The organism is Microbacterium sp. PAMC21962 (assembly GCF_019443465.1).
GTDB classification, from domain to species: Bacteria; Actinomycetota; Actinomycetes; order Actinomycetales; family Microbacteriaceae; genus Microbacterium; species Microbacterium hominis.
The window spans coordinates 403,624-426,334 of record NZ_CP080381.1; the positions used below are offsets into that span (position 1 = coordinate 403,624).

The following is a 22,711-nucleotide window of genomic DNA, read 5'->3' on the forward strand; positions in this document are numbered from 1 at the left end:
AGAGAGCGGATGCCGATGCCACGCACCCAGGCTATCCGCGCCCCCCGACGCCGGGGTCGCCGACGGGGACCCGACGGCGCCGTTTGTGGGCGGGAACGGCCGACACGTAGTCTTCGCGTAGTGTTTGTGCGCCCCCGGATCGCGGGGAACGAGGGAGGTCCGGGTGGCTGCGGCGACAGGGAAGAAGCAATCGCGCGTCGAGAAGGAGCGGGCGCGGGCCTACCGTGCGCGCCAGGAGTTCCATGAGGGCCTGATCGCGCGTCGCCGCCGCGACAACCTCATCGCCGGAGTCGCCGGCGGTCTGCTGATCCTCGCCGTCGTCGGCGGCCAGGTCGCCTACTACACGACGGGACCGGGCGCCCCGACGCCGGTTCCCACCGACACCGGCACCCCCGCGCCGACCCCGATCGAGCTGCCCGGGTCGTCGCAGATCGCGACGCCGACCCCCACTCCCTGACGCGTCCGGCCCCGGGTCCGGCGGGTGCGTGCGCCCACCACGGACGACGGGGTCGCGCATATAGGCTGTAAGCCGACCGAACCCCCATGCGGCGTGCGCCGCGACGAGGTGCTATCCGTGACTGACGTCTCCCTTTCCCAGCCCGACCACGAGCCCGCAGAGCAGGCCGCCGTCGAGGAACCCGTGCTCGCCGACGACGGCGCGGACGCCGACGCTCCGACCGCGACCGCGCCCGTCGACGAGGCGCCCTCCGACGAGGCGCCGGTGGAGTCGGCTCTCGTCGAAGAACCCGCCGCCGACCCTGCGCCCGCCGCGGACGCCGGTGCGGCTCCCGTGCCGACGCCGCGAGCCGTTCCCGTGCCGCGCCCGCCGGCGCGTCGGGCGGCCGTCGCTCCCCTGCCGTCGGCGGTGCCCGACACGTTCGGCCGCGTGGACGACGACGGCACCGTCTCGGTGCGTGAGGGCGATGAGTGGCGCGTCGTGGGCCAGTACCCGGACGGTACGCCCGCGGAGGCGCTCGCCTACTTCGAGCGCAAGTACGTCGACCTCGCCGGCGAGGTCACCCTCCTCGAGGTGCGCCACCGCAACGGCGGCGCCTCGGCATCCGATCTGCGGGCCACCCTCGCGACCGTTCGCGAGCGTGTGACCGGCGCGGCCGCGGTGGGCGACCTCGCGGCGCTGGAAGAGCGCCTCTCCGCCCTGGATGCCGCGCTCAGCGAGGCGTCCGCGGAGGAGGCCCAGGCCCAGCGCGAAGCGGTGGATGCCGCGATCGCCGAGCGGACCGCTCTCGTCGAGCGCATCGAGGCCATCGCCGCCCGCGATCCGAAGTCGATCCAGTGGAAGCAGACGACCGCCGAGGTGGGCGAGCTCTTCGCGCAGTGGCAGGCGCACCAGGCCACCGGGCCGCGCCTTCCCAAGAGCACGGGCCAGCAGCTGTGGAAGCGATTCCGCGACGCGCGTGCGGTTCTCGACAAGCACCGTCGTGAGTTCTACGCCGGCATGGACGAGCAGCACCGCTCCGCGCGCGACGCCAAGGCGCGGCTCGTCGAGCGGGCCGAGGCCCTCGCCAGCAAGGGCGAGGACGGCATCGGCGCGTACCGCACGCTGCTGGACGAGTGGAAGAGCGCGGGCCGCGCGGGCAAGAAGGCGGACGACGCCCTGTGGGCCCGCTTCAAGGCGGCCGGCGACGCCCTCTACGCCGCGCGCAGCGACCGCGAGCAGGCCGACGCCGAAGCCTCGCGCGAGAAGATCGACGCCAAGCGCGAGCTGCTCGCCGAGGCGGCCGCGGTGCCGCAGGAGAAGCACCTGGTGAAGGCCCGCACGCTCCTGACGGGCATCCAGCGCCGCTGGGACGAGATCGGACGCGTGTTCCCCCGCGAGGCCGAGCGGAGCCTCGACGACGACCTCCGCAAGATCGAGCAGAGCCTCAAGGCGCGCGAGGACGCCGACTGGAAGTCGAACAACCCCGAGACGAAGGCGCGTCAGAACGACATGACGCAGCAGCTGCGCGACGCGATCGCGGGTCTCGAGGCCGATCTCGAGAAGGCGAAGGCGTCCAAGAACGCCGGGGCCATCGCCAAGGCCACCGAAGCGCTCGAGGCGCGCAAGGGCTGGCTCAAGGCGCTCGGCGGCTGACATCCGGAGCCGGCGGTCTCTCCGCCGGCTCCTCTGCCCCCTGCTCCCTGCCTCTGCGGCTTCCTCCCCGGCGGGGGCGTCGCTCGCGATTGTCCACAGTTCGGTGCCTGTCGTGCGTGCGCGCACGCCGGGGGCGTGAGACTGCTGTCATGCCTTGGCCGTTCCTCTACTTCCCCGGCGACCGTCTGTCACGAACGGAGCTGTCGGCCGCGCGTCTCGACGGTCATGTCGTCGAGGTCGGCGAGGCGTACATGCCCGCCGACGCCGTCGAGACCCGGGAACTTCGCGCCGGATCGGCGCGGCCGTGGCTGTCGGCCGCGCTGGCGTTGACGCACGAGTCGGCGGCCTGGGTGCACGGCGCCCTCGCCGAGCCCCCGGTGCGCCAGCGGGTGCAGCGCGTGACGGCGCGCCGCATCCCGTCGGTGCTCGACGTGCGGCTCGTGTACCGCGATGTCGCGCTCCGGCCGGAGGACGTCGAGGTCATCTCGGGCGCCGCGGTGACCACACCGGAGAAGACCCTCGGCGACCTGGTCCGCGATCTCTGCGGCGGCATCGACACGCAGGGAGCCGTCGACGCCCTCGTGGCGTGGCGCCCCGGCCTCGCCCGGTCGACGGCGGATGCGGTGGCAGAGGGGCCGCCGCTGCATCACAAGCGCGCGGCGATCGTCTACCTCCGCGCGCGGGCGCAGGAGGTCCGGGCTCAGGAGGAGGTGACGCGGTAGACGTCGTAGACGGCGTCGATGCGGCGCACCGCGTTCAGCACGCGATCCAGGTGCACGATGTCGCCCATCTCGAAGACGTACCGGCTCAGCGCCAGGCGATCGTTCGTGGTCTGCACGGAGGCGGACAGGATGTTCACGTGGTGCTCGCTGAGAACGCGCGTGATGTCGCTCAGCAGCCCGGAACGGTCGAGGGCCTCGACCTGGATGTGCACGAGGAAGACGCTCTTGGTCGTCGGGGCCCACGAGACGTCGATCATCCGGTCGGGGTCGTCCTTGAGCGAGCGCACGTTCGTGCAGTCCGCGCGATGCACCGACACGCCGCTGCCGCGCGTGACGAACCCGACGATCTGGTCTCCGGGGACGGGCGTGCAGCATTTCGCGAGCTTGACGAGGATGTCGGGCGCCCCGCGTACCAGCACGCCGGAGTCTCCCCCGCGCGGAGCCTTCGAGCGCCCGATGTGCGGGATCTCGATCGGCCCGGTGGAGGTGTCCTCCTGCGAGCTGACGAGCGCCGTGACCTTCTCGAGCACCGACTGGGTGGACACGTGTCCTTCGCCGACGGCGGCGTAGAGCGCGGTGACGTCCTCGTAGCGGAGCTGATGGGCGACCTCGGTGAACGAGTCCTGGTTCATCAGCCGCTGCAGCGGCAGGTTCTGCCGTCGCATCGCGCGGGCGATGGCGTCCTTGCCCTGCTCGACGGCTTCCTCTCGGCGTTCCTTCGTGAACCACCCGCGGATCTTGTTGCGGGCACGGGTGCTCTTGACGAACCCCAGCCAGTCCTGGCTCGGGCCGGCATCCGGGTTCTTCGAGGTGAACACCTCGACGACGTCACCCGAGTGCAGTTCGGACTCGAGGGGAACGAGGCGCCCGTTGACCTTGGCGCCCATCGTCCGATGGCCGACCTCGGTGTGCACGGCATACGCGAAGTCCACCGGCGTGCCGCCGGCGGGAAGACCGATCACGCGTCCCTTGGGCGTGAAGACGTAGACCTCTTTCGCCCCGATCTCGAAGCGCAGCGAGTCGAGGAACTCGCCCGGATCGGCCGTCTCGGCCTGCCAGTCGGAGATATGGGCGATCCACGCCATGTCGGTGTCGACCGACTTGGCCTCGGACTTGCCGCCGGCCATCCGCTCCTTGTACTTCCAATGCGCCGCCACGCCGTACTCGGCCTGCTGGTGCATCTCGTTGGTGCGGATCTGGATCTCGACGGTGCGTCCGCCGGGACCGATCACCGTCGTGTGCAGCGACTGGTAGAGGTTGAACTTCGGGGTCGCGATGTAGTCCTTGAACCGGCCGGGGATCGGTGTCCACCGCGCGTGGATCGAGCCCAGCACCGCGTAGCAGTCGCGCACGGTGTTCACGAGCACGCGGATGCCGATGAGGTCGTAGATGTCGTCGAACTCGCGGCCGCGCACCACCATCTTCTGGTAGACGGAGTACAGCTGCTTGGGCCGCCCCATCACGCGACCGCGGATGCGCAGATCGCGGAGGTCCGCCTCGACCGCCTCGATCACCTTGTGCATGTACTCCTCGCGCTGCGGCGTGCGCTGCTTCACGAGGCTGTCGATCTCGGCGTAGAGCTTCGGATGCAGGACGGCGAAGGAGAGGTCTTCGAGCTCGCTCTTGACGGCCTGGATGCCGAGGCGATGCGCCAGCGGCGCGTAGATCTCGAGCGTCTCGGTCGCCTTCTTCGCCGCCTTCTCGGGCGGGACGAAGCCCCAGGTCCGTGCGTTGTGCAGGCGGTCGGCGAGCTTGATGATCAGCACCCGGATGTCCTTGGACATCGCGACGATCATCTTGCGGACGGTCTCGGCCTGCGCGGCATCCCCGTACTTGACCTTGTCGAGCTTGGTGACGCCGTCGACGAGCATCGCGACCTCGTCGCCGAACTCCGCGGCCAGCTCGTCGAGGCGGTAGTCGGTGTCTTCGACGGTGTCGTGCAGGAGGGCCGCGGCGATCGCGCGGGGACCGAGGCCCAGGTCGGCGAGGATCTGCGCGACCGCGAGCGGATGCGTGATGTAGGGCTCGCCGCTCTGACGCTTCTGCGCCGCGTGCGCCCGGGCGGCCACCTCGTAGGCGCGCTCGATGATGGCGACATCGCCCTTGGGGTGGTGCGTGCGCACCGTGCGGATCAGCTGCTCGAGGCCGTTGCGCGACGGCGCGCGGGAGAAGATGCGCGGCACGAGGCGGCGCAGGGAGGAGCTTGGCGGTGGCGCGACGTTTCCGGCACTGTTGGACGTGGGAACCGTCTCGGCCATCCGCTCACCTCCGCCTTGAATGATCCGTCAATCCTACGCCCGGGCCCACGGCGCCGCGTTCACGCCTCGACGCGTGCGCGTTCGCGTGCCGCGAGCACCCGGGTGTCGCGCGCCTTCAGCTCCGTCTCGTTCTCGCGCAGCAGCGAGTACAGGGGGGCGGCGACGAAGAGCGTCGAGTAGGCCGCGACGATCGTTCCGACGAAGATCGACAGCGAGATGTCGGTCAGCGTCTGCGCACCCAGCCAGAGCGCACCGATGAACAGGATCGCGCCGGTGGGCAGGGCCGCGACGACGGTCGTGTTGATCGAGCGGATCAGCGTCTGGTTGACGGCCAGGTTGACCGATTCGCCGAACGTCCGCCCCGACTTCTCGCCGTCCTCGCGCGTGTTCTCCCGCACCTTGTCGAAGACGACGGTGGTGTCGTACAGCGAGTAGGACAGGATCGTCAGGAAGCCGATGACGGCGGCCGGCGAGATCTCGAACCCGAACAGCGCGTAGACGCCGACCGTGATCACGAGGACGTCGACGAGGCCGATGATTGCCGCGACGGACATCTTCCACGTCCGGAAGTAGATCGCGAGGATGACGAAGGTCAGCGCGAGGAAGATCGCGAGACCCCACAGCGACTGGCGCGTGACGTCCTGACCCCAGCTGGGTCCGATGAACGACGAGCTGACGTCCGACTCCTGCACGCCGAACTCCTGCGCGAGCGCGGTCGTGACGGCCTGCGTCTGGGTGTTGGTCATCTGGTCGGTCTGGATGCGGAGGGCGTCCGAGCCGATCGTCGTGACCTTGGTGGTCGCCCCGGGGACGACGGACTGCACGGCGGCGGTCGCGGCGGTCTGGTCGGGGCTCGCGACCTGGTTGACGGTGAACTGCGATCCGCCGGTGAACTCGATCGAGAACTGGATGGGGCGGAACAGCGGGACGAGGGCCGCGCCGATGACCAGCACCGCGGCGATGATGAACCACAGGCGACGGCGTCCCACGAAGGGGAAGGAGGTCTTTCCGGTGTAGAGGTCGTTTCCGAACTCGTTCATGGAGCGCATCAGTCGTCTCCCTCCGTCGTCGAGCTCGGTCTGGTTCCGTTCTTGCCCGCCAGTTCCGCCTGCTTGCGTTCGGCGATCGTCTGCCGGCGCTCCGCCTCTCCGCGCGAGCGTGCGGCGCGCCGGGCTGCGGCACCCTTCGCGCCCTCCGACACCGGCGCACGGAACTGCGCGCGGCCCCGGTAGACGGCGCCGAGTGCTTCGGGGTCCAGGCCCGACAGGGGGTGACCCCCGCCGAAGAAGCGCGTGCGCGCCAGCAGCTGGAGCACGGGATGGGTGAAGAGGATGAAGATCAGGATGTCGATCAGCGTCGTGAGGCCGAGGGTGAAGGCGAAGCCCTTCACCGTCGCATCGGCGAGGATGTAGAGCACGACGGCGGCGAGGATGTTGATCGACTTCGAGATGTAGATCGTGCGCTTGGCGCGACCCCACCCGTCCTCGACGGCGCCCGTGATCGACTTGCCGTCGCGCAGCTCGTCGCGGATGCGCTCGAAGTACACGATGAAGGAGTCCGCCGTGAACCCGATCGTGACGATCAGGCCCGCGACACCGGCGAGCGACAGGCGGAAGCCCATCCGCCACGCGAGGATGCACAGGGTGATGTAGGTCAGCACGCCCATCACGCCGAGCGACGCGATGATCACGAAGCCGAGGGCGCGGTAGACAATCAGCGAGTACAGGGCGACGAGAGCGAGTCCGATCAGACCCGCGATGAGGCCGATCTGCAGCTGCTGCGAGCCGAGCGTCGCGGAGATCGCGTTGTCGCTGACGATGCCGAAGCTGAGCGGCAGGGCGCCGTACTTGAGCTGATCCGCGAGCGTCTTGGCGCTCTCCTGGTTGAACGAGCCGCTGATCTGCGGCTTGCCGTCGAGGATGACGCCGTTCATCGACGGAGCGGAGATGACCGCGCCGTCGAGCACGAAGGCGAACTGGTTCTGCGGGCTCTTGCCGGCCTGCGTGAACGCGTAGAGGCGCTGGCTCACCTCGCCGAAGGTCTTGGTGCCCTGCTCGTCGAACACGATGTTGACGACCCACTGGCCGTTCTGCGTGTTCATGCCGCTGGTCGCGTCGGTGATCGCCGATCCGTCGAGCTCGACGGGACCGAGGAGGTACTTCGCGGTGCCGGTGGGGTCACAGGCGATCAGCGGCTCGCCGGCGGGGCTGTTGGCGGGGTCGTTGTCGGCGGCGGCGCAGTCGTACGCCAGGAACTTCGCCTGCAGCGCGGGGGTGATCCAGTTCAGATCGCTCCCGTCGGTGGGCGACGCCGTCGGCGTCGAGGCCAGGCCCGGGTCGGGCGTGGGATACGGCGTGGAGTTGCCGTCCTCTCCGACGTAGGACGTGCTCGCGGCGGTCGTGGCCAGCACCGCGCGCAGCTGCATCTGCGCCGAGGACTCGATGCGCTTGCGCGTCTCCTCATCGGCCTGGCCGGGGATCTGCACGACGATCTGGTTGCCGGCCTGGGTCGTGATGTCGGCCTCGCCCACGCCGGACGCGTCGACGCGCTGACGGATGATCGCGGCGGCCTGGTTCATCTGGTCGGTCGACGGCGTCGCACCGTCGGGCGTCTTCGCCTCGAGGATGATCTGCGTGCCGCCCTGCAGGTCGAGCGCGAGCTCGGGGGTCCAGGAGCTCTTACCGAAGACGTAGACGCCGAGCGCGTTCACGCCGAACAGCAGGGCTGTGATGACGAGGAGACCGGTCAGTGCGCGCCAGGCACGGCGCACCGGGGTGGGTGTGGCCACGGAGGGTCAGCTTTCTTCGGGAGCGATGCGCGTCTGGATCAGGCCTGGGGCTTCGCGTCGCCCGCGTCGGAGGCCTCGGTCGAGGTCTCGACCTTGCTCGCGGCGCGGTCGTCGCTCACCGAGGTGATCTCGCCGTCGGCGACATCCGCGGCGTACTCGGCCTGGTCGGACTCCGCCTCGATGAACTCGTCCTCGGTGACGGTCCCCTCCTCTTCGTCCACGACGCGCAGGATGGCCTGGCTGTGGACCTCGACCTCCATGCCGGGGGCGAGCTCGACGAACGCGGGCTTGGACAGGTCTTCCCCGTCGTACGCCACGAGCGTGCCGTAGAGGCCGCCCTGGAGGAGCACCTTGACGCCGGGGACCATCGCGCGGGCCTTGGCCTCCTGCTCCGCCTTCATGCGGGTGGCACGACGCCGCGAGCTCCAGAACATGAAGCCGAGCAGCGCCGCCATCGCGACGAGCAGAATCCAATCCATGCGGACACACCTTTCGGGAGCGCGCCGATCGACGCGAAGAAGGCGGCAGAAAGCCTTCAGTGATTATAGGTCATCGAATCTCAGCGCCTCGCCGGGCTGTGCGACGCGTAGATGCGCGTAGGCCTCGGGCGTCGCGACGCGCCCACGCGGTGTGCGCCCCAGGAAGCCGATGCGCACGAGGTAGGGCTCGACGACCGACTCGATCGTCTCCGCCTCCTCTCCCACCGTGACCGCGAGGGTGCTCAGGCCGACCGGACCCCCGCGGAAACGGCGGACCACGGCATCCAGCACCGCGCGATCGAGCCGGTCGAGGCCGATCGCGTCGACGTCGTACAGCTTCAGCGCCGCGGCCACGTGCGCGTCGGATGCGGTCCGGTCCGGCGTGCCGTGCACGATCACGTAGTCGCGCACGCGGCGCAGCAGTCGGTTCGCGATGCGGGGTGTGCCGCGGGAGCGGCGGGCGATCTCCGCACGTGCCGACCGCGGCAGATCGACGCCGAGGACGGCGGCCGATCGCGAGACAACCTGCTCGAGCTCGTTCGGCTCGTAGTACTCCAGGTGCGCCGTGAACCCGAACCGGTCGCGCAGGGGGTTGGGCAGAAGGCCCGATCGCGTCGTCGCGCCCACGAGCGTGAACGGCGCGAGGTCCAGCGGGATGCTGGTGGCGCCGGCGCCCTTGCCGACCATGATGTCGATGCGGAAGTCCTCCATCGCCAGGTACAGCATCTCTTCCGCGGAGCGCGCCATCCGGTGGATCTCGTCGATGAAGAGCACCTCCCCCGGCACCAGGCTCGACAGCAGCGCGGCCAGGTCGCCGGCGTGCTGGATCGCCGGTCCGCTCGACAGGCGCAGCGGTCGGCTGCTCTCGTGGGCGACGATCATCGCGAGGGTCGTCTTGCCGAGCCCGGGCGGGCCGGACAGGAGGATGTGATCCGGAGGACGCTGCTGGATGCGCGCGGCATCGAGCAGCAGCTGGAGCTGTCCGCGCACCTTCTGCTGGCCGACGAACTCGGCGAGCGACCCCGGTCGCAGCGCCCCCTCCACCGCGAGCTCGGTCTCATCCTCGGCGAGGCTCGGATCGCGCGGGTCAGACACCGGCACGCTCCGGACGGGCCGGCCCCAGCTGCGCCAGCGCGAGCTTGAGCAGCGAGGGCACGGATCGACGATCGGCGTCGCCTGCGGCTTCCACCACGATCGCGACGGCCTCGACGCTGGTGCGCTCGTTCCAGCCCAAAGCGGTGAGGGCGGCGACAACCTGGCCCGCGATGTCGTTGCCCGTGGATGCCGCGGGCGCCGCCGTCGCGCCGACCCCGGCCGGCAGCTTGCCGGCGAGCTGCACCACGATGAGCTTCGCGGTCTTGGGACCGATGCCGGACACGCGGCGGAAGGGAGCGTCGTCCTCGGCGGCCACGGCGTCGGCGATCTGCGCCACGCTCAGGGAGGACAGCACGCCCAGAGCCGACTTCGGACCCACGCCGGACACGCTGAGCAGATGCTGGAACACCGTCAGCTCCTGCCGCTCGGCGAAGCCGAAGAGGGAGAGCGCATCCTCGCGGACGATGAGCGCGGTGTGCAGCATCGCGTCGTCGCCGATGTGGAGGGCACGGGCGACCTGGGCGGGCACGGCGACGCTGAAGCCGACGCCGCCGACCTCGAGGATCGCCGACTCGGAGTCGAGGTGCAGCACGCGGCCGCGCAGCGAGGAGATCATGCCACCACCCTAGACACCGGTTCGCAGATTTGTTCGATCGACACGCGCCCCTGCCGCCTCAGCGTCGGCTCGCGCGTTCGGCCTCCGCCCAGGCGCGCTGGGCGGGCGTGAGGGTTTCGCCCGTGCCGCCCGCGACCGGCGTCCCCCGCCGCCATCCGTGGCAGAGGGCGATCGCGAGCGCATCCGCGGCGTCGGCGGGCTGGGGCAGTGCGTCGAGGCGCAGCACGCGGGCCACCATGGTCTGCACCTGGAGCTTGTCGGCCGAGCCGTAGCCGGTGATGGCCGCCTTCACCTCCGAGGGCGTGTGCGTCGCGGCGGGAAGTCCGTGCTCGGCCGCGAGCAGCAGCGCGATGCCGCTGGCCTGCGCCGTGCCCATCACCGTGCTGCGGTTCTGCTGCGCGAACACGCGCTCCACGGCGACGACGTCGGGTCGGTGCGCCGCGAGCACCTCGCGCAGCCCCGCCGCGATGAGCGCGAGCCGCTCCGACACCGGCAGGTCCGCGCCCGAGCGCACCACCCCGACGTGGACGAGGGTCGCGGAGCGGTCCGCCCGCACGTCGACCACGCCGACGCCGCAGCGGGTCAGGCCGGGGTCGATGCCGAGGATGCGGAGAGCGGATGCCACTCCCCCACGCTAAGCGTCGATGGCTGCGGACGGCGTTTCGACTCGCGGCTTCGCCGCTCGCTCAACGACCGGTTCTCCCGCTCCCCCCGGTCGTTGAGCGAGCGGAGCGAGTCGAAACGCGGTCTACTCGTCGTTCTCGAGCTCGGCCTGCACCTCGGCGCTGAGGTCGAAGTTGCTGAAGACGTTCTGCACGTCGTCGCTGTCCTCGAGGGCGTCGATCAGGCGGAAGATCTTGCGCGCGGTCTCCGCGTCGATCTCGACCTTGAGGTTCGGCACGAACTCCACGTCGGCCGACTCGTACTCGATGCCGGCATCCGTCAGCGCGGAGCGCACCGCCACGAGGTCGGAGGCCTCGGTGATGACCTCGAAGCCCTGAGCGTGCGGCTCGATCTCCTCGGCGCCGGCCTCGAGGGCCGCGAGCATCACGTCGTCCTCGCTCGTGCCTTCCTCGGAGACCACGATGACGCCCTTGCGGGTGAAGTTGTAGGCGACCGAGCCGGGGTCGGCGAGCGTGCCGCCGTTGCGGCTGAGCGCGGTGCGCACCTCCGCGGCGGCGCGGTTCTTGTTGTCGGTCAGACACTCGATCATCAGCGCGACGCCGTTCGGGCCGTAGCCCTCGTACATGATCGAGGAGTACTCGACCGACTCGCCGCCGATGCCGGCGCCGCGCTTGATCGCGCGGTCGATGTTGTCCTTCGGAACGGACGTCTTCTTGGCTTTCAGGACCGCATCGAAGAGGGTCGGGTTGCCCTGGAGGTCCGGGCCGCCGAGCTTGGCGGCGACTTCGATGTTCTTGATGAGCTTCGCCCACGACTTGGCGCGGCGGGAGTCGATGACCGCCTTCTTGTGCTTGGTCGTGGCCCATTTGGAGTGTCCGGACATGATCTCCAGTTTACTCAGGCGACACCGCTGCTTCTCAGCGCAGGATCTTGACGAGTGTGCGCAGGTTGCGCGTCGTGGTCGTGGGCTTGTACTCGGACCGGCCGAGCAGCCTGCCGAACGGCGTGTCCAGCGTGCGTCCCTTCTCGGGGCTCCAGTAGACGACGCCGAATCCGGGCTGTGTGGGGTCTTCTGCAGGGTCGAGGGATGCCGCGGCATCCACCAGCGCGTCGCGCACCGCCAGTTCGCTGCAGAAGACGACGTAGGGCTGTCGAGTCTCGTCGTCGGCGTCGAACGGGTACGTGGTCGTCGCGGCTTCCAGCTCGTCGAGCGTGATGAGCACGATCCACGCGTCGTAGTCGAACTGCTCCCGCAGAGCCGCCTCGATCCGCGCCTTGAGGTCGGCCCGTCCCGTGACGTCCACGTCGGTCGAGAAGCGGGCGTTGCCGCTGGCGAGCACCGTCTTCACGTCGTCGAATCCGAGCCGGCGCAGCAGCGCGGCCAGGTCCGCGCTGCGGATCGTGATGCCGTTGACGTTCACGCCGCGAAGCAGCGCCACCCAGGTCGTCATGCCGCCACGTTAGCCCGCCGCACCGACACCACACGCTCGAGGACGGTCAGTGGGGCGGGCGCAGGTCGCTGAGCGCGGTCGTTCCGCGGCAGCCGAGCTCGCCCGGCTGCAGGTACACGCGCGGCGCGTACACCCGCTCGGTCACGCCATCCACGCGGCGCACGAGCACGCATCTGCTCTCGGTGCCCATCGAGGCTCCGAGCGCGCCGTCGGCGGTCCGCACGACCTCGAGCGGGGCGAGGTGCTCGTAGGGGCCGGTGGGCGGGGTGAGTCGGGCCAGGATCGCGCTCTCCAGCTCGCTCGTCGAGGCCGTCGCAGAAGCGTCGCCGACCACCGCGAGGATCGCGTCGGCCGCCTCCTCGGGGACCACGAACACCGGAGAGGTGTCGGGTGGCGCCGTCACGGCCGTCGCTCCGTCGGGGCAGTCGATCGTGCGGACCGGGCTGGGAGCGCCCCACGGCCGCTCGTGAGCGACGGCGCCGTACCTCGTGAAGTCGACGGCGTAGCACGACGTGCTCGACACGGTGTCGGCGGACCACATATCGGTGCTGCGTGCGGTCATCTCGACGCGGAAGGACAGCGTGCCGAGCGGGTCGATCGGCTCCTGCGCGGTCTGCGGCGTGATGCCGATGAGGGTGATCGTGCTCCGGTCGCCGGTGGCCTCCGTGGCCAGCCGCGCCCATCCGTCGATGTCGGAGGCCTGCCGGGGTGAGATCTCCCCGACGAGCCACGCGACCGTGTCGCGCGCGGCCGCGTCCGCCGGGTTCTCGGGGGCCGCGCATCCCGCGAGGAGGACGACCGAGGCCGCACCCGCCACCGCGCTTTCGATCATCCGCGATGCGCGTCGTGCCATGGTGCGATCCTACGCAGCCGCCTCTGCGGGTCGCAGCATCCGCTCAGCGCGCGCGGGCGGCGACGAGGTCGAGCAACAGTGCGTGGAAGCGCGTCTCCCCCGACATCTCGGGATGGAAGGCGGTGCCGAGCAGTGCCCCCTGGCGCACGGCGACGACCGCCCCGTCCGGCAGGGAGGCCAGCACCTCGACGTCCGGTCCGGTCTCCACCACCCGCGGTGCGCGGATGAAGGTGGCCGAGACCGGCTCATCGAATCCCGCGACCGCGAGCTCCGTCTCGAAGGAGTCGACCTGCGACCCGAACGCGTTGCGCTGCACGGTGGCGTCGAGTCCGCCGAAGGTCTCCTGTCCACGGATGCCGTCGGTGATGCGATCCGCCAGCAGGATGAGCCCCGCGCACGTGCCGTACACCGGCATCCCGTCCGCGATCGCGGCGCGGATCGGCTGCTGCAGGCCGAAGGTGCGCGCCAGCTTGTCGATCACGCTGGACTCGCCGCCCGGGATGACCAGACCGGAGACGGCGGCCAGCTCGGCGGGCCGGCGCACCGCCACCACCTCCGCTCCCAGCGTCTCGAGGCTCCGGACGTGCTCGCGGACGTCTCCCTGGAGGGCGAGGACGCCGACTCGCGGCATCCCCGTCGTCACCATCCGCGCTCGGCGAGGCGGTGCGGCGCCGGGAGGTCGGAGACGTTGATGCCGACCATCGCCTCGCCCAGGCCCCGGGACACGTCGGCGATGACGGCCGCGTCGTCGAAGAAGGTGGTCGCCTTCACGATCGCGGCGGCCCGGGCGGCCGGGTTACCGCTCTTGAAGATGCCCGAGCCGACGAACACGCCGTCGGCGCCCAGCTGCATCATCATCGCGGCATCCGCGGGCGTGGCGACGCCGCCGGCGACGAACAGGACCACCGGGAGCGTCCCGGTCTCCGCGATCTCGGCGACCAGATCGTAGGGGGCCTGCAGCTCCTTGGCGGCGACGTAGAGCTCGTCGCGTGACAGCGCCCCGAGCGCGGCGATCTCGCCGCGGATCTTGCGGATGTGCTTCATCGCCTCGGAGACGTCGCCGGTGCCGGCTTCGCCCTTGGAGCGGATCATCGCCGCACCCTCGGTGATGCGCCGGAGGGCCTCGCCGAGGTTGGTGGCGCCGCAGACGAAGGGGACGGTGAAGTCCCACTTGTCGATGTGGTTGACGTAGTCGGCGGGAGAGAGCACCTCGGACTCGTCGATGTAGTCGACGCCGAGCTCCTGGAGAACCTGCGCCTCCACGAAGTGGCCGATACGGGCCTTCGCCATGACCGGGATCGAGACCGCCTCGATGATGCCGTCGATCATGTCGGGGTCGCTCATCCGCGACACGCCGCCCTGGGCGCGGATGTCGGCGGGGACGCGCTCGAGTGCCATGACCGCGACGGCCCCGGCGTCCTCGGCGATCTTCGCCTGATCGGGGGTGACGACGTCCATGATGACGCCGCCCTTGAGCATCTCGGCGAGTCCCCGCTTGACGCGGGACGATCCGGTGACGGGAGTGGACACGGCGGGCTCCTTCGGGAGGGTTCGGATGCCGGATATTGGCCTAGGCCAAAACGTAGCATGATCTGTCACATAGACTTCACGGTGTGACCAGCCCCCGCGGATCGACCACCGAGGTCCGCATCGTCGGCGCCACCGCCACCGAGATCGCCGACAGCGTGCGCCAGCACGTCGAGCGCGGCGTCCTCTCCCCCGGTGCGCCGCTGCCACCGGTGCGAGCGCTCGCCGACGAGCTCGGCGTCAACCGCAACACCGTGGTGGCCGCCTACCGCCTCCTCACCCAGGCGGGCCTGCTCGAAGCGCGCGGCCGCGCCGGCACGCGCGTCGCGGAACGCACCCCGGTCGCGCAGGAGGGCTTCGCGCGGGGCACCGTGCTCCGCGACCTCGCGGCGGGCAACCCCGACCCCGCGCTGATCCCCGACCTCCGCCCGGCTCTCGGGCGCATCGCCGGCCGGCCGGTGCTGTACGGCGAACCCGTCATCGATCGCGATCTCGCCGCCTGGGCCGAGGCGTGGATGCGCGACGCCGTCGGTGACGACCGCGCCCTGCGACTGACGATCACCGGCGGCGCCTCCGATGCGATCGAGCGCCTGCTCGCACAGACGCTCACCCGCGACGACGCCGTCGCCCTCGAAGACCCCTGCTTCCTCGCGAGCCTGAACACCGTCCGCCTCGGCGGCTACCGCCCGGTCGCGGTTCCGGTCGACGACGAGGGCATGACCGTCGACGGCCTCCGCGCTGCGCTGGATGCCGGGGTGCGCGCCGTGCTGCTCACGCCGCGCGCCCAGAACCCGACCGGCGCCAGCCTGACGGCCGAGCGCGCCGCGGCCCTCCGCGCCCTGCTCGCAGACCACCCGTACGTGCTCGTGATCGAGGACGACCACTTCTCGCTGCTGTCCTCGCGGCCGTTCCACTCGGTGATCGCTCCCGGCCATCATCGCTGGGCGCTCATCCGCTCCGTCTCGAAGTTCCTGGGCCCCGACATGTGCCTCGCGGTCGTCGCCTCCGACCCCGACACCGCCGATCGGCTCGCGGAGCGTCTGAACCCGGGCGCCACGTGGGTCAGTCATCTGCTGCAGCGGCTCGCTCTGGAGCAGCTCACCGACGCGGAGGCCGTCGCCGCGGTGGCCGCGGCATCCGCCCACTACGCGGCGCGCAACGCCGCCGCCGCGGCGGCGCTGACCGCGCACGGCGTGCCGGTGTCGGCCGGTGACGGGCTGAGCCTCTGGGTGCCGCTGCCGGTTCCGGCACGGGCGGCATCCGAGCAGCTCATGCGCCGCGGCTGGCTGGCGCGTCCGGGCGACGAGTTCGTGCTCGAGAACGCCCACGCCGCCCGCCATCTGCGCCTCACGGTGCACGACCTGTCCGACGCCGATCTCGCGCGTCTGGCCACCGACCTGGCCGCGGCGATCCCCGCCGCAGCCGCGACTTCGAAAGCAGGATGATCGCCCGATGAAGATCCTCTCCATCCAGTCCGCCGTCGCGTACGGACACGTCGGCAACTCGGCCGCCGTGTTCCCCTTGCAGCGCATCGGCGTCGAGGTGCTGCCGGTGTACACGGTGAACTTCTCCAACCACACCGGGTACGGAGCCTGGCGCGGACCGCTCATCTCGCCCGACGACGTCCGCGACGTCATCACCGGGATCGAGGAGCGGGGCGTCCTCGGGGAGATCGACGTCGTGCTCAGCGGCTACCAGGGTGGGGAGGGCATCGCCGACGTCATCCTCGACGCGGTCGCGCGCGTGAAGTCCGCGAACCCGGCGGCGATCTACGCGTGCGATCCGGTCATGGGCAATGCGAAGAGCGGATGCTTCGTCGCTCCCGCCATCCCGATCCTGCTGCGCGAGCGCGTCGTGCCGGCGGCCGACATCATCACGCCCAACCAGTTCGAGCTCGGCTTCCTCACGCAGACCGAGCCGGGCGACCTCGCCTCGACCCTCGCGTCGGCCGACGCCGCGCGCGCGATGGGACCGCGCACCGTGCTCGTGACCTCGGTCGAGCGCCCCGACGCACCGGAGGGCACGATTGAGATGCTCGCCGTGACCGACGACGGCGCGTGGATCGTGCAGACGCCGCGCATCCCGATGAAGGCGAACGGGTCGGGCGATGTCACGGCGGCGCTGTTCACGGCCCACTACCGGGCGAGCGGTGATGCCGCGGATGCCCTCGCGAAGACCGTGTCGAGCGTGTACGACCTGCTGCAGACGACGTTCGACGCCGGCGCGCGCGAACTCCAGCTCGTGGAGGCGCAGGAGTTCTACGCCCACCCGCGGCTGCAGTTCCCCGTCACGCAGGTGCGCTGAGGTTCGGCGTTTCGACTCGGCGCTGCGCGCCTCGCTCAACGACCGGGACTCCCCGCGCTCCCGGTCGTTGAGCGAGCGCAGCGAGTCGATACGCGCCTCGCCCCCTCTCCCGGTCGTTGAGCGAGCGAAACGCCCTTCGCCGCGTTTCCGGTCGTTGAGCGAGCGAAACGCCCCTCGCCGCGTTTCCGGTCGTTGAGCGAGCGCAGCGAGTCGAAACGCCCCACCCCGTCAGAACAGGTCGTACGGCCAGCGTGCGCTGAGCTCGGGCGAGATCGCCTCCAGCGCGGCGCGGGTGCGCTCCACAGCGGTGTCGCTCGTCTCGTCAGCCGCCTCGAACGACGCGAGCACGTGCCCCACCATCAGCCACTCCGTGATCGAGAGGTGCATCGGCGCGAAGCGCGACACGGCCCTCTCGCCGTCGACGTGGTCGAAGAACCAGACATCGCCGCGCGGCCCGAGCCACCATTCGTCGCCCTGGCCGTTGTCGCCGACGATCACCCATCCCGCGGCGACCTCGAGGTCCACCCAGTACAGCGGATCCTGCCGCTCCCGCGTCTCGGCGACGGCGCGGGCGACATCGAACGCGGTGATGTCGCCGCTGAGCTCGACGGTGGATGCCGGCAGCGCCCGGAGCCGGCTTTCGTCGACGGTCAGGGGCTCGGCGCCGTCGTCAGGCCCTCCGACGCTCACCACGACGGCGCTGTCCTCACGCGTGCGGCCAGGCGGAGGCGACGGCTTCGCGCACCTCGCCGAGCAACTGGGGCAGGGCCTTCGTGCGCGCGATGATCGGGAAGAAGTTCGCATCGGACGCCCACCGCGGCACGATGTGCTGATGCAGGTGCTCGTCGACACCGGCACCCGCGACGGCACCCTGGTTCATCCCGATGTTGAAGCCGTCGCAGCGCGAGACCTCGCGCAGCACCCGCATGCCCACCTGGGTGAGCGCGCCGATCTCGGCGACCTCCTCCGCCGTCGCCTGGTCGTACGTCGCGATGTGGCGGTACGGGCACACGAGCATGTGGCCGGAGTTGTAGGGGAACAGGTTCAGCAGCACGTACGACGTGACGCCCCGGTGCACGATGAGGCCGTCGGCATCCGACTTCTGCGGCGCCGCGCAGAACGGGCACCCCGATCCGCGGAGGGCGTCGGCGCCCGTGTGGATGTAGGCCATGCGGTGCGGCGTCCAGAGCCGCTGGAAGCCGTCGGGGACGCCGGCGAAGGCGCTCGCCTCCTCGAGAGAGGCGTCTGCGTTTCGACTCGCCTCCGGCTCGCTCAACGACCGGGGGGTCGCCTTCGGCTCGCTCAACGACCGGACCCTCTCATGCGAGGTCCTCCGCGGTGTTCACGAGCAGCTTGCCCGAGATCGCGGCGACGATCTTGTCGATCGCCTCGTCGACGGGGATGCCGTTGGTCTGCGACCCGTCGCGGAAGCGGAACGAGACCGTGCCGGCGGAGCGGTCCTGCTCCCCCGCGATCAGCTGCAGCGGCACCTTCTGGGTGGTGTGCGTGCGGATCTTCTTCGGCATCCGGTCGTCGGAGTGATCCACCTCGGCGCGTACGCCGGCGGCCCGCAGGCGCGCGACGATGTCGTCGAGGTATGGTGCGAAGTCGTCCGCGACGGGGATGCCGACGACCTGCACGGGTGCGAGCCACACGGGGAACGCGCCGGCGTAGTGCTCCAGGAGGATCGCGAAGAACCGCTCGACCGAGCCGAAGAGTGCGCGGTGGATCATCACCGGGCGGTGCTTCTCGCCGTCGGGTCCGGTGTACTCGAGCTCGAAGCGCTCGGGCTGGTTGAAGTCGAGCTGGATGGTCGACATCTGCCAGGTGCGGCCGATGGCATCGCGCGCCTGCACGGAGATCTTCGGTCCGTAGAACGCGGCGCCGCCCGGGTCGGGCACGAGCTCGAGCCCGGATGCCTCGGCCACCTCGCGCAGGGTCTCGGTCGCCTCCGTCCAGAGCTCGTCGGCGCCGATGAACTTCGGGTTGCCGTCTTCCTTCGTCGACAGCTCCAGGTAGAAGTCGTTGAGACCGTAGTCGCGGAGCGTCTGGAGCACGAAGTCGAGGCTGTGGGTGAGCTCGCCCTTGACCTGGTCGGCCGTCACGTAGATGTGGGTGTCGTCCTGGGTCATGCCCCGGACGCGCGTGAGGCCGGAGAGGGTGCCGCTCTTCTCGTAGCGGTACACCGACCCGAACTCGCTCAACCGCAGCGGCAGCTCGCGGTACGAGCGGCCGCGCGAGCGGAAGATCAGGTTGTGGAACGGGCAGTTCATGGGCTTCAGGTAGTACTCCTGGCCCTCGCGGCTGACGTGACCGTCGGCATCCACGACCTCGTCGAGCACCATGGGCGGGTACATGCCGTCGGCGTACCACTGCAGGTGTCCGCTGGTCATGAACAGGTCGCCTTTGGTGATGTGCGGGGTGTTCACGACCTCGTAGCCGCTCGCGAGCAGACGCTCGCGCATGTAGCGCTCGATCTCGTAGCGGATGATGCCGCCCTTGGGATGGAACACGCTGAGGCCGGGGCCGATCTCGTCGGGGAACGAGAAGAGGTCGAGCTCCTTGCCGAGCTTGCGGTGGTCGCGCTTGGCCGCCTCTTCCAGACGCTGCTGGTAGGCGCGCAGCTCGTCCTTCGTGGGCCACGCGGTGCCGTAGATGCGCTGCAGCTGCGGGTTCTTCTCGCTGCCGCGCCAGTACGCACCGGCCACGCGGGTGAGATCCCAGCCGTTGGACACGTAGCGGGTACCGGGAACGTGCGGACCGCGGCACAGGTCGCGCCAGGCCACCTCGCCGTCGCGGTTCACGTTCTCGTAGACCGTGAGCTCGCCGGCGCCGATCTCGGCCGACGCGCCCTCGGCGGCGTCGGCACCCGAGCCCGGACCGCCGGCGAGCGAGATGAGCTCGAGCTTGAACGGCTCGTCGGCCATCAGCTCGCGCGCCTCGGCCTCGTCGACCACGCGGCGCACGAACCGCTGGTTCTCGCGGACGATGCGCTCCATCTCCTTCTTGATGGCCTTGAGGTCGTCGGGAGTGAAGGGGTCGACGTTGCCGAAGTCGAAGTAGAAGCCGTCGGTGATGGGCGGGCCGATGCCGAGGTTGGACTGCGGCTTGATGCGCTGCACGGCCTGAGCCATGACGTGCGCGGTCGAGTGGCGCAGGATCGACAGGCCGTCGGGGCTGTCGACGAGGACCGGCTCGACCTCGTCGGCGGCCGTGACGACCGTCGCGAGGTCTTTGAGGTCGCCGTTGACGCGCAGAGCGACGACGGAGCGGTCGGGGAACAGGGTGAAGCCGTCGGCGGGGTAGGTCACGGCCGCCGCGGGTGAGACGTCAGTCAAGGAAGGTCTCCAGAAGATGGATCGGATGGGATGCTCAGCTTCGGGCGCCGCGCGCCCTGCCCGCTCAGGCCCAGATCGTTCGTGCACCGGGCGTTCGGGTGCCGGTCGCGAAGGCGCTGATCCGGCTCTGTTCCATGTGTGCAGTCTATCGCCGCACCGGACCGCTCGATGAGGGTCCATGATGGATGCCGTGATGCTTGCCGTGGTCGGAGCGGTGCTGCTGCTCCTGGGCGGCGCCGCCGTCGTGTTCGGGGTGCTGCCACCGGAGGCCGCCCTCGAGATCGGCGATCGGGTCTGGCCGATCCTGCTCTTCGTCGTGGCCGTCACGGTCGTGGCCGAGCTCGCGGCGCAGGCCGGTGTCTTCGACGCCGCCGCGGCGCGGCTGGCGCGCCTGTCGCGGGGGCGCGTGATCGTCCTGTGGCTGATGGTCGTCGCGTTCGCGGCGGTGGTGACCGCCTTCCTGTCGCTCGACACCACCGCGGTGCTGTTGACGCCGGTGGTCGTCGCGGTGGCGCGCGCGAACGGGCTGTCGCCGATGCCGTTCGCGTTCGCGACGGTGTGGCTGGCGAACACGGCGTCGCTGTTCCTGCCCGTGTCGAACCTCACCAACCTCCTCGCCGCGCACCGGCTGGGCGATCTCGACGCCCTCGGTTTCCTCGTGCTGCTCGGCCCGTCGGCGGTCATCGCCACCGTCGTCACGGTCGTGCTCCTGTGGCTGACGAATCGCCGCGACCTCCGCGGTCGGTTCACCCCCGCGCGGCCGCCGCGCGTCGCCGACCCGGCCCTGCTGCGCATCTCCGCCGTGGTGCTCGTCGTCATGATGCCGCTGCTGGTCATCGGCATCCCGCCGTGGATGCCGGCGCTCGGCGCCGCCGTCGTGCTGTCGGTCGTCTTCGCCTGGCGCTCGCCGCGTGTGCTGCGGTGGGCTCTGGTCCCGTGGCAGCTGGTCGTGTTCGCGTCGGGGCTCTTCCTGGCGGTCGGTGCCGCCGAGGCGCTCGGGTCGGGGGCGCTGCTGGCTGCGGCGACCGGAACGGGTGAGGATCTCGTCTCGCTGTGGCAGGTCGCCGGCGTCGGCCTCCTGGGCGCGAACGTCGTCAACAATCTGCCGGCGTACCTCGCGCTCGAGTCGGCGGCGGGCTCTCCCGTGCGTCTGGCGGCTCTGCTGATCGGCGTGAACGCGGGACCGCTCATCACGCCCTGGGCATCGCTGGCGACGCTGCTGTGGCACGAACGGCTGCACGCCGTGGGCGTCGATGTGCCGTGGAAGCGCTACATCCTGCTGGGGCTCGTCGTCGCCCCGGTCACGGTGGCGCTGGCCGTCCTCCCGCTCGCGCTGCGCTGAGTCCGGCGCGGGAGACCCGGTCGGATCGTGGGCAGGCGGGCTCAGAGGTTCTTGAGGGCCTCTCGGGCGCTGAGGGGGCTCAGACGGTGTGCGGCGACGAACGCGCGCACCTCGTCGGGTCTCGTGCGCGCGGCATCGCGCAGCGCCCACCCGATCGCCTTGCGGATGAAGAACTCCGGATCGTCGGCGTTCTGCTCGATGACATCGGTGAGCAGATCGAGGTCGAGACGGTCGCGTCGGCCGAGCTGCGCGATGATCGCGAGCCGCCGCATCCACAGGTCGTCGTCGACGCTCCAGGCGCGCACGAGCGGGGTCGCCTCCGCGGGGTGGGCGTCGAGCAGGTCCGCGACGCGGTGCGCGAGCTCGTCCGTGATGTCCCACCACTGACCCGTCCGCACCATGTGCGCGATCATCGGGACGATTGCGAGGTCGCCCTTCACCGGCCGCAGCGCGAGCAGGGCCAGCGCGGCATACCGCTCCTCGCGGAACTGCGCGCCGTCCCAGAGCGTGAGCGCGGTCTCCTGCAGCACGACGCCGTCGCGGATGCCGCGCGCGCGGGCGTGTGCGAGCCGCCTCGCGGCGGGCACCCGCACGCCGAGGAACGGCATCGCCGACTTCATGTAGGCCTGCTGGCCGGCGGCGCGCGAGGGGTCGGCGGAGAGCCGCAGATCGGCGCGGATCGCGTCGGCGAGCTCGTCCATCTCCGGCGTCAGCCGACGGTGAGATCGACCTGGATCTCGCCGGCGAGCGCTTCGAGGGCGCTCGTGAGGGCACCGGCATCCGCATCGGCCGGCAGGCTGACGGTGACGGTCGCCTCGAACAGGGTGCCGCCCGCCATGGGGGCGTCGAGCGTACGGCTGCGGAAGGTGTCGATGCTCAGGGCGTGGGCCGCGATGGCGGCGGTGACGTCGCGGACGATCCCGGCGCGGTCGTTGCCGAGGACCGTGAACGAGACGGCGTGCGGTGTCGCGATCGACGTCGGCGACGGTGCGTCGTGGGCCGTGATCCGCAGCATGCCGTCGAGGCCGTTCAGCGCAGTGATGAGGGACTGCTGCTGCTCGTCGGGCACCGACACGAGCACGATGCCGGCGAACGCGCCCGCCAGTTCGGCGAGCTCGCTCTGCTCCCAGTTGCCACCGTGGTCCGCGACGGTGTGGGCGAGGGCGCTGACGAGACCGGCGCGGTCGTCGCCGACGACGGTGAGCACGAGGTGGGCCATGCC

Annotated in this window: 23 protein-coding genes; 6 read left to right on the forward strand and 17 right to left on the reverse strand. The window is 70.7% G+C overall.

Annotation, left to right across the window (positions count from 1 at the left end):
• Positions 1 to 163 precede the first annotated feature (163 nt).
• The 3 genes from KY498_RS01920 to KY498_RS01930 all read left to right on the forward strand — a co-directional run bounded on the left by KY498_RS01920 (position 164) and on the right by KY498_RS01930 (position 2,814).
• On the forward strand, positions 164 to 457 hold the full coding sequence (locus KY498_RS01920; RefSeq protein ID WP_191008621.1) for a dioxygenase: 294 nt from the start codon (positions 164 to 166) through the stop codon (positions 455 to 457).
• Between the two features lie 117 nt (positions 458 to 574).
• Positions 575 to 2,092 (forward strand): DUF349 domain-containing protein, encoded by a 1,518-nt coding sequence (locus tag KY498_RS01925; RefSeq protein ID WP_219879432.1) that lies wholly within the window; start codon positions 575 to 577, stop codon positions 2,090 to 2,092.
• Positions 2,093 to 2,241: 149 nt separating this feature from the next.
• Positions 2,242 to 2,814, forward strand: a complete 573-nt coding sequence (locus KY498_RS01930; RefSeq protein WP_191008619.1) for an SAM-dependent methyltransferase — start codon at positions 2,242 to 2,244, stop codon at positions 2,812 to 2,814.
• Here KY498_RS01930 and KY498_RS01935 read toward each other — a convergent pair.
• From KY498_RS01935 to pdxS, 12 genes are all read right to left on the reverse strand, one after another.
• Positions 2,793 to 5,072 carry a bifunctional (p)ppGpp synthetase/guanosine-3',5'-bis(diphosphate) 3'-pyrophosphohydrolase gene (locus tag KY498_RS01935; protein WP_060959590.1) on the reverse strand — a complete coding sequence of 760 codons (2,280 nt, stop codon included), beginning with the start codon at positions 5,070 to 5,072 and terminating at the stop codon, positions 2,793 to 2,795. The two genes, KY498_RS01930 and KY498_RS01935, sit on opposite strands and share 22 nt — an antisense overlap.
• 59 nt (positions 5,073 to 5,131) lie before the next feature.
• Positions 5,132 to 6,121, reverse strand: coding sequence for a protein translocase subunit SecF (gene secF / locus KY498_RS01940; protein ID WP_060959589.1), 990 nt, complete (start codon positions 6,119 to 6,121; stop codon positions 5,132 to 5,134).
• A complete protein-coding gene (gene secD, locus KY498_RS01945; RefSeq protein ID WP_101306384.1) occupies positions 6,121 to 7,860 on the reverse strand; it encodes a protein translocase subunit SecD in 1,740 nt (579 codons plus the stop codon). The genes secF and secD overlap by 1 nt, the downstream gene beginning before the upstream one ends.
• 38 nt (positions 7,861 to 7,898) lie before the next feature.
• On the reverse strand, positions 7,899 to 8,339 hold the full coding sequence (gene yajC, locus KY498_RS01950) for a preprotein translocase subunit YajC (protein WP_060959587.1): 441 nt from the start codon (positions 8,337 to 8,339) through the stop codon (positions 7,899 to 7,901).
• A 63-nt stretch (positions 8,340 to 8,402) separates the two neighbouring features.
• On the reverse strand, positions 8,403 to 9,434 hold the full coding sequence (gene ruvB / locus KY498_RS01955; RefSeq protein WP_191008618.1) for a Holliday junction branch migration DNA helicase RuvB: 1,032 nt from the start codon (positions 9,432 to 9,434) through the stop codon (positions 8,403 to 8,405).
• Entirely contained in the window at positions 9,427 to 10,050 is a 624-nt protein-coding gene (gene ruvA, locus KY498_RS01960) for a Holliday junction branch migration protein RuvA (RefSeq protein WP_191008617.1), read from the reverse strand. The genes ruvB and ruvA overlap by 8 nt, the downstream gene beginning before the upstream one ends.
• 58 nt (positions 10,051 to 10,108) lie before the next feature.
• Entirely contained in the window at positions 10,109 to 10,675 is a 567-nt protein-coding gene (gene ruvC / locus KY498_RS01965) for a crossover junction endodeoxyribonuclease RuvC (protein WP_060959585.1), read from the reverse strand.
• A gap of 123 nt (positions 10,676 to 10,798) precedes the next feature.
• Entirely contained in the window at positions 10,799 to 11,557 is a 759-nt protein-coding gene (locus tag KY498_RS01970) for a YebC/PmpR family DNA-binding transcriptional regulator (protein WP_060959584.1), read from the reverse strand.
• Between the two features lie 34 nt (positions 11,558 to 11,591).
• Entirely contained in the window at positions 11,592 to 12,125 is a 534-nt protein-coding gene (locus KY498_RS01975; protein WP_191008616.1) for a DUF1697 domain-containing protein, read from the reverse strand.
• A 46-nt stretch (positions 12,126 to 12,171) separates the two neighbouring features.
• Positions 12,172 to 12,978, reverse strand: a complete 807-nt coding sequence (locus tag KY498_RS01980; protein ID WP_191008615.1) for a hypothetical protein — start codon at positions 12,976 to 12,978, stop codon at positions 12,172 to 12,174.
• Positions 12,979 to 13,021: 43 nt separating this feature from the next.
• Positions 13,022 to 13,624, reverse strand: coding sequence for a pyridoxal 5'-phosphate synthase glutaminase subunit PdxT (pdxT, locus tag KY498_RS01985; RefSeq protein WP_191008614.1), 603 nt, complete (start codon positions 13,622 to 13,624; stop codon positions 13,022 to 13,024).
• Entirely contained in the window at positions 13,618 to 14,457 is an 840-nt protein-coding gene (gene pdxS, locus KY498_RS01990) for a pyridoxal 5'-phosphate synthase lyase subunit PdxS (protein ID WP_240191343.1), read from the reverse strand. The genes pdxT and pdxS overlap by 7 nt, the downstream gene beginning before the upstream one ends.
• A 134-nt stretch (positions 14,458 to 14,591) precedes the next feature.
• Between pdxS and KY498_RS01995 the strand changes: the two genes are divergently transcribed.
• The gene (locus KY498_RS01995; protein WP_191008612.1) at positions 14,592 to 15,950 is read left to right on the forward strand and encodes an aminotransferase class I/II-fold pyridoxal phosphate-dependent enzyme; all 1,359 of its coding nucleotides are present in this window, start codon (positions 14,592 to 14,594) and stop codon (positions 15,948 to 15,950) included.
• A gap of 7 nt (positions 15,951 to 15,957) precedes the next feature.
• The gene (pdxY, locus tag KY498_RS02000) at positions 15,958 to 16,809 is read left to right on the forward strand and encodes a pyridoxal kinase PdxY (protein ID WP_101306378.1); all 852 of its coding nucleotides are present in this window, start codon (positions 15,958 to 15,960) and stop codon (positions 16,807 to 16,809) included.
• A 228-nt stretch (positions 16,810 to 17,037) separates the two neighbouring features.
• Here the strand turns inward: pdxY and KY498_RS02005 are convergent, their stop codons facing one another.
• From KY498_RS02005 to thrS, 3 genes are read right to left on the reverse strand one after another with little or no spacing between them, the layout of a single operon-like run.
• On the reverse strand, positions 17,038 to 17,502 hold the full coding sequence (locus KY498_RS02005; protein WP_223848930.1) for an SMI1/KNR4 family protein: 465 nt from the start codon (positions 17,500 to 17,502) through the stop codon (positions 17,038 to 17,040).
• 13 nt (positions 17,503 to 17,515) lie between these two features.
• Positions 17,516 to 18,085, reverse strand: a complete 570-nt coding sequence (locus tag KY498_RS02010) for an HIT domain-containing protein (protein ID WP_191009694.1) — start codon at positions 18,083 to 18,085, stop codon at positions 17,516 to 17,518.
• Positions 18,086 to 18,128: 43 nt separating this feature from the next.
• Positions 18,129 to 20,147 carry a threonine--tRNA ligase gene (gene thrS / locus KY498_RS02015; protein WP_191008611.1) on the reverse strand — a complete coding sequence of 673 codons (2,019 nt, stop codon included), beginning with the start codon at positions 20,145 to 20,147 and terminating at the stop codon, positions 18,129 to 18,131.
• A 181-nt stretch (positions 20,148 to 20,328) separates the two neighbouring features.
• On the opposite strand from thrS, the gene KY498_RS02020 reads away from it, so the two are divergent.
• Positions 20,329 to 21,489: an SLC13 family permease gene (locus KY498_RS02020; RefSeq protein ID WP_082734146.1), complete on the forward strand. Its 1,161-nt coding sequence runs from the start codon at positions 20,329 to 20,331 to the stop codon at positions 21,487 to 21,489.
• Between the two features lie 41 nt (positions 21,490 to 21,530).
• Here the strand turns inward: KY498_RS02020 and KY498_RS02025 are convergent, their stop codons facing one another.
• Both KY498_RS02025 and KY498_RS02030 read right to left on the reverse strand, forming a co-directional pair.
• Positions 21,531 to 22,190, reverse strand: a complete 660-nt coding sequence (locus tag KY498_RS02025) for a DNA alkylation repair protein (RefSeq protein WP_191008610.1) — start codon at positions 22,188 to 22,190, stop codon at positions 21,531 to 21,533.
• An 8-nt stretch (positions 22,191 to 22,198) separates the two neighbouring features.
• Positions 22,199 to 22,708 (reverse strand): glycine cleavage system protein R, encoded by a 510-nt coding sequence (locus tag KY498_RS02030; RefSeq protein WP_191008609.1) that lies wholly within the window; start codon positions 22,706 to 22,708, stop codon positions 22,199 to 22,201.
• Between the last annotated feature and the right edge of the window lie 3 nt (positions 22,709 to 22,711).

Excerpts from the sequence above, each read along its gene's own strand:
- KY498_RS01930 (WP_191008619.1), top strand. The coding sequence starts at position 2,242 with ATGCCTTGGCCGTTCCTCTACTTCCCCGGCGACCGTCTGTCACGAACG.
- KY498_RS01935 (WP_060959590.1), bottom strand. The coding sequence starts at position 5,072 with ATGGCCGAGACGGTTCCCACGTCCAACAGTGCCGGAAACGTCGCGCCA.
- secF (WP_060959589.1), bottom strand. The coding sequence starts at position 6,121 with ATGCGCTCCATGAACGAGTTCGGAAACGACCTCTACACCGGAAAGACC.
- yajC (WP_060959587.1), bottom strand. The coding sequence starts at position 8,339 with ATGGATTGGATTCTGCTCGTCGCGATGGCGGCGCTGCTCGGCTTCATG.
- ruvA (WP_191008617.1), bottom strand. The coding sequence starts at position 10,050 with ATGATCTCCTCGCTGCGCGGCCGCGTGCTGCACCTCGACTCCGAGTCG.
- KY498_RS01970 (WP_060959584.1), bottom strand. The coding sequence starts at position 11,557 with ATGTCCGGACACTCCAAATGGGCCACGACCAAGCACAAGAAGGCGGTC.
- KY498_RS01975 (WP_191008616.1), bottom strand. The coding sequence starts at position 12,125 with ATGACGACCTGGGTGGCGCTGCTTCGCGGCGTGAACGTCAACGGCATC.
- KY498_RS01980 (WP_191008615.1), bottom strand. The coding sequence starts at position 12,978 with ATGGCACGACGCGCATCGCGGATGATCGAAAGCGCGGTGGCGGGTGCG.
- pdxT (WP_191008614.1), bottom strand. The coding sequence starts at position 13,624 with ATGGTGACGACGGGGATGCCGCGAGTCGGCGTCCTCGCCCTCCAGGGA.
- pdxS (WP_240191343.1), bottom strand. The coding sequence starts at position 14,457 with ATGCTCAAGGGCGGCGTCATCATGGACGTCGTCACCCCCGATCAGGCG.
- pdxY (WP_101306378.1), top strand. The coding sequence starts at position 15,958 with ATGAAGATCCTCTCCATCCAGTCCGCCGTCGCGTACGGACACGTCGGC.
- KY498_RS02020 (WP_082734146.1), top strand. The coding sequence starts at position 20,329 with ATGGATGCCGTGATGCTTGCCGTGGTCGGAGCGGTGCTGCTGCTCCTG.
- KY498_RS02025 (WP_191008610.1), bottom strand. The coding sequence starts at position 22,190 with ATGGACGAGCTCGCCGACGCGATCCGCGCCGATCTGCGGCTCTCCGCC.
- KY498_RS02030 (WP_191008609.1), bottom strand. The coding sequence starts at position 22,708 with ATGGCCCACCTCGTGCTCACCGTCGTCGGCGACGACCGCGCCGGTCTC.